Annotated in this window: 12 protein-coding genes; 7 read left to right on the plus strand and 5 right to left on the minus strand. The window is 70.5% G+C overall.

Annotation, left to right across the window (positions count from 1 at the left end; all coding sequences use genetic code 11):
* Positions 1-56 precede the first annotated feature (56 nt).
* From VFL28_16940 to VFL28_16950, 3 genes are read right to left on the minus strand one after another with little or no spacing between them, the layout of a single operon-like run.
* Positions 57-1,076 (minus strand): ABC transporter permease, encoded by a 1,020-nt coding sequence (locus VFL28_16940; GenBank protein HET7266355.1) that lies wholly within the window; start codon positions 1,074-1,076, stop codon positions 57-59.
* 8 nt (positions 1,077-1,084) lie between these two features.
* A complete protein-coding gene (locus tag VFL28_16945) occupies positions 1,085-2,740 on the minus strand; it encodes an ABC transporter substrate-binding protein (GenBank protein HET7266356.1) in 1,656 nt (551 codons plus the stop codon).
* A 17-nt stretch (positions 2,741-2,757) separates the two neighbouring features.
* Entirely contained in the window at positions 2,758-4,359 is a 1,602-nt protein-coding gene (locus VFL28_16950) for an ABC transporter substrate-binding protein (protein HET7266357.1), read from the minus strand.
* Positions 4,360-4,635: 276 nt separating this feature from the next.
* Between VFL28_16950 and VFL28_16955 the strand changes: the two genes are divergently transcribed.
* The 7 genes from VFL28_16955 (at position 4,636) to VFL28_16985 (ending at position 13,962) form a co-directional block, all read left to right on the plus strand.
* The gene (locus tag VFL28_16955) at positions 4,636-6,399 is read left to right on the plus strand and encodes a M14 family zinc carboxypeptidase (protein HET7266358.1); all 1,764 of its coding nucleotides are present in this window, start codon (positions 4,636-4,638) and stop codon (positions 6,397-6,399) included.
* A 75-nt stretch (positions 6,400-6,474) separates the two neighbouring features.
* Positions 6,475-7,983 (plus strand): lyase family protein, encoded by a 1,509-nt coding sequence (locus VFL28_16960; GenBank protein HET7266359.1) that lies wholly within the window; start codon positions 6,475-6,477, stop codon positions 7,981-7,983.
* A gap of 98 nt (positions 7,984-8,081) precedes the next feature.
* Positions 8,082-9,371, plus strand: a complete 1,290-nt coding sequence (locus VFL28_16965; protein ID HET7266360.1) for an extracellular solute-binding protein — start codon at positions 8,082-8,084, stop codon at positions 9,369-9,371.
* 40 nt (positions 9,372-9,411) lie between these two features.
* Positions 9,412-10,338, plus strand: coding sequence for a sugar ABC transporter permease (locus VFL28_16970; GenBank protein HET7266361.1), 927 nt, complete (start codon positions 9,412-9,414; stop codon positions 10,336-10,338).
* The gene (locus VFL28_16975) at positions 10,338-11,156 is read left to right on the plus strand and encodes a carbohydrate ABC transporter permease (protein HET7266362.1); all 819 of its coding nucleotides are present in this window, start codon (positions 10,338-10,340) and stop codon (positions 11,154-11,156) included. Before VFL28_16970 ends, VFL28_16975 begins: the two co-directional genes overlap by 1 nt.
* A gap of 61 nt (positions 11,157-11,217) precedes the next feature.
* A complete protein-coding gene (locus tag VFL28_16980) occupies positions 11,218-12,189 on the plus strand; it encodes an amidohydrolase family protein (GenBank protein ID HET7266363.1) in 972 nt (323 codons plus the stop codon).
* A gap of 126 nt (positions 12,190-12,315) precedes the next feature.
* Positions 12,316-13,962 carry an MFS transporter gene (locus VFL28_16985; protein ID HET7266364.1) on the plus strand — a complete coding sequence of 549 codons (1,647 nt, stop codon included), beginning with the start codon at positions 12,316-12,318 and terminating at the stop codon, positions 13,960-13,962.
* 56 nt (positions 13,963-14,018) lie between these two features.
* Here VFL28_16985 and VFL28_16990 read toward each other — a convergent pair whose 3' ends face one another.
* Together VFL28_16990 and VFL28_16995 are read right to left on the minus strand one after the other, a co-directional pair.
* Positions 14,019-14,333, minus strand: coding sequence for a hypothetical protein (locus VFL28_16990; GenBank protein ID HET7266365.1), 315 nt, complete (start codon positions 14,331-14,333; stop codon positions 14,019-14,021).
* Positions 14,334-14,506: 173 nt separating this feature from the next.
* The gene (locus VFL28_16995; GenBank protein HET7266366.1) at positions 14,507-15,151 is read right to left on the minus strand and encodes a hypothetical protein; all 645 of its coding nucleotides are present in this window, start codon (positions 15,149-15,151) and stop codon (positions 14,507-14,509) included.
* Positions 15,152-15,222: the final 71 nt, after the last annotated feature.

The raw sequence follows: 15,222 nt of genomic DNA on the forward strand, positions 1-15,222 counted from the left end.
CGCCCGCGCCTCCCCGGGGCCGGTCCCGCGGGGTGCCGCGCCGGCCGCCACCGGCGTCAGCCCATCCTGATCCGCGGGTCGGCCACCGCGTAGGCGACGTCGACCAGCAGATTCGCGAAGACGTAGACCGACGCCACCACGATCCCGACGCCCATGATCGCGGGAAAGTCGAGCGACGTGGCGCTGCGAAACGCGTACGAGCCGAGGCCGGGCCACGCGAAGACCGTCTCCGTGATGACCGCGCCGGAGAGCAGCCCGCCGAAGCTGAGCCCCACGATCGTAATCACCGGCAGCAGCGCGTTGCGAGCCGCGTGGCGCAGCGTCACGCGCAGCCCCGACAGCCCCTTCGCGCGGGCCGTGCGCACGTAGTCCTCGCCCAGCACGTCGAGCATGCTGCCGCGCATCATGCGCGTGATCACTCCGATGCTGTACGCGGACAGCACGAGCGCCGGCAGCACGAGGTGCGACAGGGCGTCGCGGGCCACGTCGCCCTCGCCGGCCAGCAGCGCGTCGATCACGACGAAGTTCGTCACCGCAGGCGGCCGCGAGAGCCGGGGGTTCAGCTGTCCGGCCGACGGCGCCCAGCCGAGCCAGGCGTAGAAGACGAGCAGCGACACGAGGCCGAGCCAGAACACCGGCATCGAGACGCCGATCAGCGAGCCGCCCCGGCTGATCTGGTCGAGCGCGGTGTCGCGGCGTACGCCCGCGACGATGCCGGCCGGGACGCCCACGGCGAGGCTGATCAGCATCGCCGCGAAGGCGAGCTCGATGGTCGCGGGGAGATCCTGCCCGAGGTCCGTCGCCACGGCCTGGTGCGTCGAGATCGACATCCCCATGTCGCCGTGCGCGAGACGCCACACGTAGACCAGGTACTGCTGCGGCAGCGGCCGGTCGAGCCCCCACTGGTGGCGGAAGGCGGCGACGACCTCGGGGTTCGCCGCCGCCTGCTCGCCGAGGTTGGCCGCGACCGGGTCCGCGGGGACCGCGTGCGAGATCAGGAACGTCAGCAGCGTGATCCCGACGAGCATCACCGGCACGAGCAGCGCGCGCCGGCCGACGTAGGCCGCGAGGTTCACGAAGCCGTCTAGGTGCGGCGGAGGGTGAAGAAGTCGGTCCCCCAGACGCTGTTGAACGTCACGCCGCGCAGGTCGGCGCGGTAGCCCCACGGCAGCGCGGGCGTGAACAACGGGATGTAGGGACCGATCTCGAGGAGGCGCCGCTGGACCTTCTGCAGCAGCGCCACGCGCGCCCGCGCGTCGCCCTCCTGCTCCGCTTGGTCGCCCCAATGCGCCAGCTCGCCGGCCGCGGAGCTCGCCGCCGCGGGCCAGCGCATCCGCTTGCCGACGAGACGGCCGGGAAGGTAGACGAGGAAGTCGGTCGCGTCCGGATAGTCGAGGACGTACCCGCCGAAGAGCGCCGGCGCCTTGGCCGCGCGGTAGTCGCCGAGCGCGACGGCCCCCGGCAGCGGGTTGAGGTCGACGGTGATGCCGACCGCGGCCAGGTCGGCCTGGAGCTTCTGCGCGAGGATCGAGTACTGGATGCCGAAGGAGGTCTGGTCGCTCGCGTAGTTCATGCGGCCCCGGGGGGAGGCGATCCCGGACTCCCGGATCAGCGCCTTCGCGCGGTCCCGGTCGGTCTTGGGAGCCTCCCGGGGATCGAGCGCGCCCGCGAGGTTGTTGGGGATCACGCCGGCCATCCGCACCGCGCCGGGGCCCGCGATCTTCAGAATGCCCTCGTAGTCGAGCCCGTACCGGATGGCCTGGATGATCTTCGGGTTGGCGAGCGAGCCGCTCAGTTCGGGATCCATGTTCACCATCATCAGGAACGAGGCCGCGATCAGGCTGTTCTTCGTGGTCACGCTCGGCACGCGGCTCAGCGTCTCGGCGTTCGAGAGGCCGAGGCCCGTCGCGATGTCGATGTCGCCCCGCTCGAGCCCGAGCGCCTGGGTCGAGGCCTCCGGGATGTTCTTGATGACGACGCGCGCGACGGACGGCGCCCCGCGCCAGTACCGCGGGTTGCGCGCCATGACCACTTCCTGGTTCGGCGTGTGGCTCTCGAGGATGAACGCCCCGCTGCCGAGCGAGTGCATGTTGAGGTAGCCTTCGGCGCGGTCGCGGGTGTTCGCGTCCGGCCCCGCGTCGGCCCCCTGCGCCGCGGCGGCCTTGCTGTCGACGATCCCCAGCGCGCCGTTGGAGAGGATCGGGACGATCGACGGCTGCGGGTCGCGCAGGCGCAGCACGACGGTGTACGGATCGGGCGCCGTAATCGCGTCGACGTTGTCGAGGAAGAACGCGGGGTTGGATTTCAGGTTCTTCACTCGCTCGAAGGACCACTTTACGTCGGCCGACGTCAGCGGATTGCCGGAGGCGAAGCGGACGTCGCGCCGCAGCGCGAACGTGTACAGCCGGCCGCCCCCGGTGACGGTCCACGACGTCGCGAGATGCGGCCGTGGGTTCGACAGGTCTTCGCCCGCGAACGTCACGAGCGCGTCGTACGCTGCGTGCGTTATCATCTCGCCGAGCGGTTCGAGCGTCCGTCCGGGATCCAGGCTGCGAATGACGTAGCTCGGCGCCATCACCACGGTATCGCGGCCGGAGGGCGCGGCCCCGAACGCGGCGCCGGCGTCCCACAGCGGCCGCGAGGCGGCCGCCGCCGCGCCCGCGGCCGTCCCGGCGAGCAGGTCGCGGCGGGTCAAGCTGCCGCGGGTTCGCCCGCGGCCGTTCTCTGTACCGTCCGTCATCGTGATCCTCCTGTGGCTCAGGCCGTTTTCCGGATCGCGGCGAGGTCGAGCGCCCACACGCTGTTGTAGGAGACACCGGTCACGTTGCTGCGGTGCGCGAACGGGATTGCCGGCTGGAAGAGCGGTACGTAGGGGCCCGCGTCCGCGAGCAGGTGCTCGAACTGCTGCAGCATCGCGATGCGCTTCTTCGTATCCGGCTCGGCCTCCGCGGCGTCGGCGAGGGACGCGATCCGCTGCGCCGTCGGACTCGCCGACGGCAGCCACCCCGCGCGCTTCCCGACGACCCGGCCCGGCGCGTAGACAAGGAAGTCGCTCGCATCCGGCCAGTCGGCGGCCCAGCCCCAGCATCCGAACTGGTCCTTGCCGCCGCGATAGAGGGTGAGCGCGGTGACGTTCGGCAGCCCGTCGAGGGTGAGGTTGATCCCGACCCGTTGCAGGTCCGCCTGGATCTTCTGGGCGATGAGCGACGTCGGGATGCCGAACTGAATCGCATCGCTCGAGTACTGGAACTTGCCCGCCACCGCGGCGAGTCCGGACTCCTTGACGAGGGCGCGGGCCCGCGCGAGGTCCTGCTTTGCGGCGGCGCTCGGCGGCAGCGACCCCGGCATCAGCGTCGGGATCACGCCGGCGAGCCGCGCCGCGCCGGGGCCGGCGATTTTCATGATGCCGTCGTAGTCGAGCCCGTAGCGGACCGCCTGCTGGATCTTCGGATTTGAGAACGGCCCGCCGACGTCCGGGTTGTTGTTCATCAAGACGTAGAAGGTCGTCGCCGCGGGGGTCGCGCGCACGACGACGTTCGGGGCGCGGCGAAGCGGTTCTTCCTGGTCGGGTCCGATCGACGAGGCGACGTCGATGTCGCCGCGGACGACCTGGAGCGCCTGCGTCACCGGATCCGGCACGTGCCGGATCACGATGCGCTGAAGCTGCGGCGCGCGGCCCCAGTACCGCGGGTTGCGCACCAGGATCAACTCCTGCGACGAAATGTAACTCTGCAACATGAACGGCCCGCTGCCGGCGGAGTGCTGGAACAGGTACGGCTCCGCGTGGTCCCGGCTGTTCGCGTCGGGCCCCGCGTCGCCGCCGTTTTGGATGAGCAGCTTGCTGTCGAGCACCGACAGGCCTTGGTGCGAGAGGATCGGAATGAGGTCCGGTTTCGCCGCCTTGGTGCGGACGACGACGGTCGCGGGGTTCGGCGCGTCCACGCCCTCGACCCCGTCGAAGAGGAACGACGTGTTCGCTTTCAGGTTCAGGACGCGGTCGAAGGACCACTTCACGTCGGCCGACGTCAGCTCGTTGCCGCTCGCGAAGTGGACGCCGGCCCGCAGCGTAAACGTGAACCGGCGGCCGTCCGCGCTCGTCTGCCACGCGGTCGCCAGCAGCGGCCGGGGCGTCCGGAGGTCTTCGCCGTAGAACGTCACGAGCGTGTCGTAGCAGGCCTTCTCGACGCTCATACCGTTCACTTCGATCGTCCGCCCGGGATCGAGCGTCCGGAACAGCGCGAGGCCGCCGACGACGAGCGTACCGAGGTCGCCGCCCGCGGCCGCGGCCTCACCCGGCAGGGCCGCGGTGCCGAGCAGCACCCCGGCGCCGAGGCCGCGGAGTACCGTCCGGCGGCTCACGCCGCGCCCGGCCGGCGTTTCAAAAGAGTGCTTTGGCGGCATAGGGTCCCCCCGTGTGAGGATGTGGTCGCCGGGTTTCCTTCGCGCGCGAACTACGGGGTCCCTACGAAAAACGACCCGGGCGGGGCGGCACAAAGTGCCGCCCCGCTCGGAAACCCGTGGTCAGTGCGCTATCGCGAGCAACGGCTTGCCTACGAATCCTCGCCCTCGTAGCCGGCCAGCGCCGCGGACGGCCGCGCAAGGTCTCGCGGCCGAGCCCCGCCGAAGGGGGACGCCGTGACGCGCCTGCTGGATGAGCGAATCCCGCGCACCCTGGACGCTCTGCTGTCGCGCGTGGAACACGAGGCGCCGCCCGGCAGCCGCGTGGAGGCCTGGCTCTTTGAAGGCGCGGCGGCCCGGCGGGAGGCGGAAGATCGGCTCCGCGAGCGCGGCATCGCCGCGGCGGTGCGCAGCGCGTACAAGCCGCTCGTGCATTTCTTCCTCGAGGAAGTCGAGGCCGCCGGACTGCGCGGCGCGACGGTGCGCTACCCCGTGCTCGCAAACGTCCACGAGAAGCGCTTCCGCCTTGAAGCCTATCCCCTCGCCGCGCTTCTGCCGGGTGTGGACGTGCGCTTCGTCCCCTCCGCCGGCGCACCGCAGTATCAGATCGATCTCGAGCGGCGGACCGGCGAGACCGAGCGTCTGGCGGTCTTCGCGCCGAATCGCGTGCGCGAAGACCACCTCGGCGGGCGGGTACTCGCACCTACCGGATGGCTCCGCATCACCGGCCCGGGCGACCCGCACCCGCGGGTCGATGAGCCGGTGGCCACGGAGTACGAGACGATCTTCGAGCGCGTGATGAGCGCGGTTCGCGCGTACGACTGGGGGACCCGCGAGCCGTACTTCGAGCAGCTCACGATCCGCGCCGACGTCCCCGGCGTCGAGCGGCGTCTGCCGTACGGAGAGGAGTGCCTCAGCACGTGCGAGGCGCTGCACGAGGAGCTGTACTTCTCGATCTTGGAATATTTCAAACATCGGGCGGGGCGTCCGATCGACGACCGCACGACGCGGCCCGGCCAGATCGTTCCCGACGTCCGCGAGGGCGCGGCGTCACCCCGCGTGCGCGTCACGCTCGACACCCCGGCCGCCGATGTGGACGCCGGGCCGGCCGCGGCCGGCGCCGGCGCGGCGGCCCCCTCGCTCGACGCCGCCGCCGCTCCCCTCGCGATCGGGGACGTCTGGGACGAGGCCGCCGCCCTTGAAGGCCGGCGCTTTTCGGCGTGGTCCCGGCAAGGACGGCCGGTTCCCGGCGTCTACCGGCCGGGCCGGCGGCCCGCCATCGTCGTGACGGCCGGGCAGCACGCCAACGAGACGACCGGCGTCGTCGGCGCGCTGCGCGCGGCGCGCCGCCTCGCCGCCGACCCGGACGCGTCGTTCGCGGTGATTCCGCTCGAGAACCCCGACGGCTACGCACTGCACCGGCGGCTCTGCGCGGTGAACCCCCGGCACATGCACCACGCCGCGCGCTACACCGCGCTCGGCGACGACCTGCAGTCGCGCACCGCCGCGCCGTGGGACGAGAAGGCCGCGAGACTCGAGGCGCAGCGCCTCAGCAGCGCCGCGCTGCACGTCAATCTTCACGGGTACCCGTCGCACGAATGGACGCGGCCGCTGACGGGCTATCTTCCGCGAGGCTTTCAGACGTGGTCCGTCCCGAAGGGCTTCTATCTCATCCTGCGTCACCACGGCGCCTGGCGGAGCCGGGTAACGGAGTTTCTCGACGCGGTCACGGCGCGGCTCGCGGCGGTCCCGGGACTCGTCGACCTCAACCGCGCGCAGATCGCCGCCTCCGAAGCGCACACGGGCGAACGGCCGGATCCGATCATGCATTGGATCCCGTGCCAGATTACGGAAGACGAGACGGCGCCATTCCCGCTCGGGCTGATCACGGAATTCCCGGACGAAACGATCTACGGAGACCTGTTCGTCCTCGGCCACACCGCGCTGATGGAGACCGTGCTGGCCGCCGAGCGCGTCTACAGCGGGATGGCGCGGGGCTAGCGGCGGCTGCGCGGCACACACCCGCGCGCGGCGGCGGGCAAAGGTGGCGCTCCGAAGCGCGCCGAAAGGCGCGCCATGCTCGACGCCCACGGTTCTCGCGACCCGGTGTACGTCAGGCACGTACTCGGGCCGCGCTACGTCTTCGCCTGCCGCGAAGAGTTTCCGTACCTGCGCGACGTGCTCGTGGCCCACGTCGTGATGCTCGCGCGGCAGCGCCTGCTCGAGCCCGCCGTCGCCGCGGAGACGCTCCTCGCGCTCGAATCGGTCTCCGCCGCCGATCTGCCGGCCTATGATCCGCGGTGGGAGGATCTCTACTTCGTCCTGCACCACCGGGTGGACACGGCGACGCACGGACGCGGAGAGTTTCGCCTCGCGCTCAGCCGGAACGACGCGGGCGCCGCGGTCGCGCGGCTCATGTTGCGCGATCAGACGCTCGACGTCATCGCCGCCTCGGACGGCGTACGGGAGGCCCTCCTCGAGCAGGCCGAGCGCCACCGCGCGACGCTGATCATGGCGAATACGCACCACCAGCACGCCCAGCCGACGACGGCCGGCCACTACCTGCTTGCCGCCGCCGGCTCGCTGGGACGGTGCGCCGAACGGTACCGCGCGGCGCTCCGGCGGTTCGATCAGTCGCCGCTGGGGGCGGTCGCGCTGACGACCACCGGGTTCGCGATCGACCGCCACTACACCGCGGCGCTGCTCGGATTCGAGGGCGTCGTCGAGAACAGCTACGACGCGGTCTCGGCGGGCGACTACGCGTGCGATCTTGCCGGCTGCGGCGCGGTGCTGGCCGCGAGCGTCAGCCGCGTCGTCTACGACCTGCTCTACTGGGCCGGGTCGGAGGTCGACGGGTTGCGCCTGTCGCCGCCCTTCATTCAGATCAGCAGCCTGATGCCGCAGAAGCGCAACCCCGTCGCGCTCGAGCACGTCCGCAGCGCGCTCAGCCGGTTCCTCGGCGACTGCGCGGCGGTCGTTGCCTCGTCCCACAACGTGCCGTACGGCGACGTCAACGACCCGGTCGAGGACGCCCTGCCGGCGGTCACGGAGTCCCACCGCGAGCTGTGCGGCACGCTGGACCTGCTGCGGTCGGTCGTCGCGCAGGCGGAGATCCGCCCGGAGGCGTGGGCCGGCGCACTGCGGGGCACTTTCGCCACCAGCACCGAACTCGCGGACACCCTGGTCCGGACGGCGGGCCTGCGATTCGCGGACGCCCACGCCGTGGCGGCGCGTCTGATCGCGGACCGCCGCGCACGCGGCGCCGACTTCGGCGGCGTGACGCCGGAGGAGGTCGCGGCGGCCGCGGAATCGGAGGCGGGCCGGCGCGTACTGCTGTCCAGGGAGGTGCTCGAGGCCGCGCTCGACCCGGCGGCGTTTGTCGCGGTGCGCAACGTCGAAGGAGGGCCCGGCCCCCGCGCGATGGAGGCGATGCTGCGCGCGGCGCGCGCGGCGCTGGCGGAGAGCCGGGCATCCACCCAAGCCGCGCGGGGCCGAGTCGCCGCCGCCCGCGCGCAGCGCGAAGAGGCCGGCGCCGCGGTGATCGCCGCGGCGCTGGGGTCCGGAAACGCGGGGCGGCGGCCGTAGCCGGGACGTTGCCGGTCCCGTGCGTCGTTCCTATTCTTTACTTGGATGAGAGTCTATATGGATGAGAGGCGAATGCAGCAACGGCGGAGGGGGTTCGGATGATGCGCAGGACGATGCTGAGAACGGTGGTCGCGCTCGCCCTCGCGGCGGCGCTCGGCGGGGCCGCGGCCGCGCAGGCGCAGGGCACCGTTACGATCACGTACTGGCAGTACTACTTCGAGAGCAAGGTCAAGCTCATGGACGCCCTGATCCCGCAGTTCGAGAAGCAGAATCCGGGCGTCCACGTGGTCCAGGAGACGTTCCCGTACGACTCGTACAACCAGAAGGTCGCGAGCGCGGTGCCGGCCGGCCAGGGCCCCGACGTCGTCAACCTCTTCTACGGTTGGCTGCCGCTCTACGTCGACAGCGGCTACCTGATCCCGCTGCCGCAGAACGCCTTTCCCGACGCGCAGATCGAGCGCGACTTCGTGCCGATGGTCAAGGCGGCGAAGTTCGACGGCAAGTACTGGGCGCTGCCGACCGCGGTGCGGACGCTCGCGCTCTTCTACAACCGGGACATGTTCCGGCGCGCCGGGATCGGGGCCCCCGCGACGTGGGACGCGTTCGTCGCCGACGCGAAGCGGCTGACCGAGTACGACGCGCGCGGCCGGATCACGAGCGAAGGGTTCGGGATCTCGCCCGACGGGCAGGACCATCAGCTGATCCGCGAGGTGTTGTTCCGGCAGTTCGGCACGGCGCCCTACAGCAGCGACGGACGAAAGGTCACCTACAACAACGCCGCCGGCGCCGCGGCGCTGAAATGGTACACCGACCTCGTCACCGCGGACAAGGTCGGGGTGATCGGCTTCTTCCCGGGCGGCAACGGGTACCGTGACGCGTTCGTGGCGGGCAAGGCCGCGATGATCGTGGACGGGTCGTTCGCGATCGGCTCGATCCGCTCGTCCGCGAAGTTCGATTGGGGCGTGGCGCAGCTGCCGCGCCGCACGGCCGGCGGCACGCCGAGCAACTTTGGATCGTTCTGGGTCCACGGTCTCACCCGCAGGGCCGCGGGCGCGCACCAGGCGGCCGCCGTGGCGTTCCTCAGGTTCATCACCTCGCCCGACGTGCAGCGGATGTGGCTGCAGCAGGTCGGCGAGATCCCCGCCGCCAAGTCGCTCGTCTCCGATCCGAAGCTGGCGGCGGATCCGGTGTACGGACCGTTCATCTCGAGCCTGGCGTTCGCCCACGCGACGTTCTTCGTCGACGAGACGGCGCAGCGCACGGTGCTGCTGGACGCGATCAACCAGGTCGTCCTGAACCACATGGATCCCAAGGCGGCGCTCGACCAGGCTGCGGGCAAGGAGCAGAAAGTCCTCGACGACTTCTGGGCCAAGCAGAAGCGCCCGTAGGCGGCCACCCCGGGGGGGCGTTCCGGAGCGGGGCGGCCCGATGGCGCTGACCCTCGCGCGGCCGCGGTCCGGCGGACGCCGGTTCGGGCTCGAGGCGCGCCGGGCGTTGTGGGCGTATGTATTCCTCGCCCTGCCGATGGCCTTTTTTCTGTCCATCCGCATCGCACCCGCCGTCACGGCGCTCGCGATCAGCCTGCACCGGTGGAACATCGTCGGCGCCGTGCAGCCCTTCGTCGGCCTGGCGAATTTCCGCGAGATCGCCGCCGACCCGTTGTTCTGGAAAGCGATCGGCAACACCGTCCGCTACGCGGTCGTAGGGATCCCGGCGCAGATCGCGCTCGGCCTCACGGTCGCGCTCCTGCTGCGGCGGATCGTCCGGCTGCGCGGCTTCTTCCGCGCCCTCTATTTCATCCCGTTCGTCACGCCCATCGTAGCCGCGGCGTGGGTCTGGCAGTGGATGTACTCGCCGCAGTTCGGACCGCTGGGACGTATCTTCGACGTTGTGGGCGTCGTGATTCCTCCGCTCCTGCGCACCCCGTCGCTCGCCCTGTACGCGATCAGCGCGATGGTGGTCTGGGAGTACCTCGGGTTTCAGGTCGTCATCTTCCTCGCGGGCCTCAACGCGATTCCGGCGGCGTACTACGAGGCGGCGGCGGTGGACGGCGCGGGCGGCTTACGGCTCTTCCGCTACATCACGCTGCCGCTCCTCAACTCGACGCTCGTCTTCTCGATCGTCTACGGCACGATCACGTACCTGCAACTGTTCACGCAGGTCCTCAACATGACGTTCGGCGACCCGGGCGGGCCGCTCGGCAGCACGGAGACGGCCGTGCTCTACGTCTACATCCAGGGCTTTCAGCGGTTCCACATGGGCCAGGCCGCGGCCGCAACGGTCGTCCTGTTCGCCGTGATCATGGTCATCTCGCTCGCCCAGCTGACGGTGCTGTCCCGCCCGGTGGAGTACTGATGCCGGCGCGGCGGTGGGGCACCACGGCGGCGTACCTCGCCCTGGCCGCGGGCGGCGTGCTGGTCGTGTTTCCGTTCGCGTGGATGCTCGCCACGGCCCTCAAGACCCCCCGCGAGATCTTCGAACTGCACTTCTGGCCGCAGGCGCCGACCCTCGACAACTTCCGGGAGGTCCTGCTGCACACGCAGTTTCCGCGGTGGTTCGCGAACAGCCTCGGGGTGGCGATCGTGACGACCGCGAGCGTGGCCTTCTTCGACTCGTTGGTCGGCTACACGTTCGCGAAGCTGCGGTTCCCCGGCCGGACGCTCGCGTTCGTCGTGATCCTGAGCACGCTCATGATCCCGACCGAAATGCTGGTGATCCCCTGGTACACGATGAGCGCGCGGTTCGGCTGGATCAACACCTACTGGGGAATCATGTTCCCCGGCCTCTTCAGCGCGTTCGGCGTTTTCCTGATGCGCCAGTTCATGACCGGCGTGCCCGACGAGCTGCTCGACGCCGCGCGCATCGACGGGCTGTCGGAATTCGGATTGTTTGCGCGCATCGCGCTGCCGCTCGTGCGGCCGGCGCTCGCGGCGCTCTGCATCTTTACCTTCCTCGGCAACTGGAACGCGTTTCTCTGGCCGCTCATCGTGATCCAGACCCCGCAGATGCGCACGCTGCCCGTCGGAATCGCGCTGTACAGCGGCGAGGCCGGTTCCTACTGGCACCTCATCATGGCCGCCTCGGCGCTGGCCGTCGTGCCGGTGCTGGCGGTGTTCGCGCTGCTGCAGCGGCAGATCATCGAGGGGGTCGTCCTCACCGGCCTGCGCGGCTAGCGGCGCCGGGCGTGCCCGCGGGCGCTAGGGGCGGGCCGTGCGCGGCTCGAACTCACCGCACATGGCCGCCCCCTTCCCCGTGCTCGACTGCCACGTACATTTTCCGGTCCGCGACGGACGCGACTCGACGCGCGAGGCGTACGTCGCCCGGCACGGCGAGGCGAAGTGGGAGGCCGTCTCGGCGTGGCTGCGCGCCGACCAGCGGGCGTGGCGCCGGGCCTGGGGATTTCCCGACCCCGCGCCGCCGGGAACGGACGAGGAGATGGCGCGGCGCTGGGCGGCGGAGGTGGACCGGTACCGCCTCGTGCGCGTCGTGTTCGTGACGGGCGGAGACAACGAGCGGCTGGCGAAGGTCGTCGCGGGAGATCCGAACCGGTTCATCGGCTTCGCGCACCACGACCCGTTCCGCCGGGACGCGGCGGCCGAACTCGAGCGCGCGGTCCGCACCCTCGGCCTGCGCGGCTACAAGCTGATCGCGCCGCTGCTCTCCGGGCGCCTCGACGACGAACGGCTCTATCCCGTGTGGGAGACCGCGGAGCGTCTGGGAATTCCGGTCCTCATCCACTTCGGCCCGCTGCGCTACCAGGGCATCGTCGCGCACGCGAACATGAGCCCGCTCGTCCTTCAAGATGTCGCGCGGGGCTTCCCCGGCATCCCGTTTATCGTGCCGCATTTCGGCTGCGGCTACCCGCGGGAACTGCTGCACGTCGCCTGGGTCTGCGGCAACGTGCACGTGGACACGTCCGGCTCGAACGAGTGGATGCGCTGGATGCCTTATCCGCTGACGCTCGAAGGGCTGTTCCGGATGTTCAGGGAGACCGTGGGGCCGTCGCGCATCCTCTTCGGCACCGACTCGTCCTGGTTTCCGCGGGGGTTCGCGGCTCGCTACCTCGACGACCAGATCCGGGCCGCCTGGACCGCCGGTTTCACGGACGACGAGATGCGCGCGCTCTTCGCGGGGAACGCGGCGCGTCTCTTGCGCGTCGGTCTGCCCGACGGCACGCCCCGCCAGCCGCCGCATGGAGATCCCTGAGCTCCCGGACTCCATCCACCCCCGCGGCATCGACGTGGTCGTGGCCCTCGAAGCGCGTCCGGCGCCGGCGCCCTCGTCCATTTCGTCGTTGTGGGCAAGCAGTCCGCCGGCGGGGACACGCACGCCGTGAACTACAAGCGCGGGACGCTGTGGGCGGCGATTCTGGGATCGTGCATCGTCTTTCTGGACTCGACGGTCGTCGAAGTCGCGCTCCCCCGCATCGGCCACGACCTCCCCGCCCGCCTCGTCGGCGTTCTCGAAGGGCAATCGTACGTCTACAACGGCTACCTGCTCGCCGAGAGCGCGTTCCTCATTCTCATGGGCGGGTTGGGTGATCTGCACGGCCGGCGGCGGATGTTCCTCACCGGACTCATCGCATTCGGCGCGGCCTCGCTGCTCAGCGGGCTGTCGCCCAGCATGGAGTGGCTCGTCGTCTTCCGGATCGTGCAGGGGCTCGCCGGCGCGATTCTGGTTCCGGGAGCGCTCGCGCTCATTACCGCCACGTTCACCGGCGAGGAGCAGGGCCGGGCGTTCGGCGTGTGGTCGGGAGCATCGGCCGGACTCTCCATCCTCGGCCCGTTCATCGGCGGGGTCCTGGTGGACGGTGTGTCGTGGCGGGCGGTCTTCCTGCTGAACGTCCCGCTGGTGCTCGCGGGCCTCTGGGTCGCCACGCGATACGTCCGGGAGAGCACGACCGCCCAGGCGGCGGGAGGGTTTGACGTGACCGGCACGTTCCTGACCGCCGTCGCCGTGGGCGGCCTCGTCATCGGCACGATCGCGGGCCAGCAGCGGAATTGGCACAGTCCCGCGGCGTTCGCGGCGCTCGGGGCCGGCGCCGTCGCGGCGGCGCTGCTGCCGTTCTGGATGGTGCGCGCGCGCAATCCGCTGGTCCCCCCGGCGCTCTTCCGGTCCCGCAACTTCACGGTGACGAACCTCTCGACGCTCGTCATCTACGCGGCCCTGTCCGCGACGTTCTACTATCTGACCCTTTTCCTTCAGGGCACGCTCGGGTATACGGCCGCGGCGACCGGGATTGCGGAGGCTCCGGGTGCGGTGTTCATGGCGCTGTTCTCACCCCGGTTCGGCGCGCTCGCGGCACGTTACGGCGCCCGATGGTTCATGGCCGCCGGGCCCGCGGTCATGGGCCTGGGCGCCCTCTCGCTCGCCCGGATCCCGGCCGCCAGCGCCGCCTGGGCGCTGAAGCTGCCCGACCCGGGCACGTTTGCGCCGCCGGCGGCGTACCTCACCGACGTGCTCCCCGGTATGCTCATCGTCGGCCTGGGCGCCATGATCATGGTCGCGCCCCTGACGGCGACGCTCATGGCCTCGGCACCGGTGGAACACGCCGGGGTCGCGTCGGGAATCAATACCGTGATCTCAGACGTAGGGCCGCAACTGGCGGTCGCCTGCCTGTTCGTCGCGGTGACCACGCACTTCTACGCGGTGCTCGCGGCGGCCCATCCGGGCGCACCCGCCGCCGCGGCGGTTCACCGGCTGTCTCCGTTCAACCCGCCGCCGCCGACCGTGCCGGAGGCCCTCCGCGCTGCCGCCCGCGAGGCCTCCGCGGGAGCACTTCACCTGGCGATGCTCGTCGGCGCGGCGCTCTTCGTCTGCGGCGCCGTGATCAACGCCGTGGGCATCAGGACGCCGGCCCGGCGGCCCGCCGTACAGGTCGTGTCCCCGGACCCGTCGTTCCGGCGCTACTGCCATCTCACGGTGGAGAACGTGAAACGCAAGGCGGAGGCCGCCGCCCGGCAGCCGGGAGGCGGCTGATCGGCCCCCGCCGGGTCGCGCGCGGGGGCCGCGTTGCCGCTCGGCCGCTGCGGTTGTTACTTCGTCCCGTGCTCGACGACGGTGATGAGGTTCTTGTTGGAATCGATCAGCATCTGCACGACCGTCGCCAAATCGTGGATCGCCTTCATCATCGCCTTCTCGTTGGCGGTCATCGGCATCTTGCTCGTGGCGTCCATCTCCATCATCGTCTGATGGAGCGTCGCGGCCGCCTTGTCGTTGGCGGCCTTCGCGGCCGACACCATCTGCAGGCTCTCCTGCTGGGCCGCGGCGTGGTGGAGCAGCGCGAACGGGCCTGCCAGGAGCAGGCCCATCAGCATGATCACGACCACCTTCTTCCCGTGCCTACCCATGCTGCACCCCCTTGGGGTATTTTGTTGGTGCACCCCGAAGGGTATCCGGGCGCGGCAAAGGCTTGATAAGGTTCGGGTAATGGTATTGCAAAGACCGCGCAAGAGGCGAGGGCCGGCGGTACGCCGGCCCTCACCCCTCGTGATGCGGATCTTGTCCTGTCGCCGCCGGCGCGCTACCGTTCATGCACCTCGCAGGACCGATCCATGTTCCACCAGCCGTTCGTGCACCGGTAGTAGTGATGGCCCTGATAGTCGTAGGCTCGGTTGTACGGATACTGGGCGGGGAGCCAGCCGGGCGCGTAGCCGGCCGGGTAGTAGCGATACCCGTAGGGTGAGTAGACCGGCTGACCCTGCGTGTAGCCGGCCGGGGGATCGACCGTCTGCGGCTGGGTGTTGTGGTGCCCGACCATGTAGCCGATCAATCCGCCCAGCAGCAGCGCGCCGATGCCCACCGCGACCGGATTCGACAGCAGCGAGCCGGACGTGGACGGCGCCGCGGTCTGGGCCGTGACGTTGATCTGCGTCAGCTCGAACGCGTTGCCGGTGGGAATGAGCACCGCCGTCGCCGAGTCACCGGCATACGACTGCAGCGAGCAGAACGAGACGGATGAGCCGTTGACGTAGGCGACCGTCTCGTTGGTCGCCTGGAACGTGTCGCTGCCGCCGGCCGTCGTGAGCGTGACATGACCGCTCTGACAGTCGACGGACTGAATCGTCCCCTGCACCTGAATCGGCTGCGCCGGTTGGGCGTCCCCGGTACCGGCGAGGGCGAGACACGCGAGCAACACCGAAACCGCGATCGCTGTCACGTGCCGCATTTGTCCATCCCCCACTTTCGTACCGCCGATGACGGACCCCGGTACGAAATTGACCTGCGGCTTTCAAGATA

It is taken from the genome of bacterium (genome assembly GCA_035691305.1).
Lineage (GTDB): Bacteria > Sysuimicrobiota > Sysuimicrobiia > Sysuimicrobiales > Segetimicrobiaceae > DASSJF01.